A 349-nucleotide genomic window follows, 5' to 3' on the forward strand; every position below is an offset into this window, starting at 1 on the left:
GGAAAAATGGTGCAAGCAACGAAATAGATAATTCCCCCTTAGTTCAGTTGGTAGAACGGCGGACTGTTAATCCGTATGTCGCAGGTTCGAGTCCCGCAGGGGGAGCCAAATTTTGTTTTGAGCCATTGGCTTGGAACGTGAAAAGATTTAGTGTGCCGACTTAGCTCAGTAGGTAGAGCAACTGACTTGTAATCAGTAGGTCACCAGTTCGACTCCGGTAGTCGGCACCATTTCTTAGCAATTGTTGTGAAAGCAGCATTGCAAAAGTAAAAGCCTAACTGCTTTTACTTTTGCCTCGATAGCTCAGTCGGTAGAGCAGAGGATTGAAAATCCTCGTGTCGGTGGTTCG

2 tRNA genes are annotated in these 349 nt (G+C 46.4%); both read left to right on the forward strand.

The features are described from left to right. Positions 1-32 precede the first annotated feature (32 nt). Positions 33-108: transfer RNA gene (locus MD588_RS25965), tRNA-Asn, on the forward strand. 46 nt (positions 109-154) lie between these two features. Then, positions 155-230, forward strand: a tRNA-Thr gene (locus MD588_RS25970). Positions 231-349: the final 119 nt, after the last annotated feature.

It is taken from the genome of Photobacterium obscurum (assembly GCF_026191635.1).
GTDB lineage: Bacteria > Pseudomonadota > Gammaproteobacteria > Enterobacterales > Vibrionaceae > Photobacterium > Photobacterium obscurum.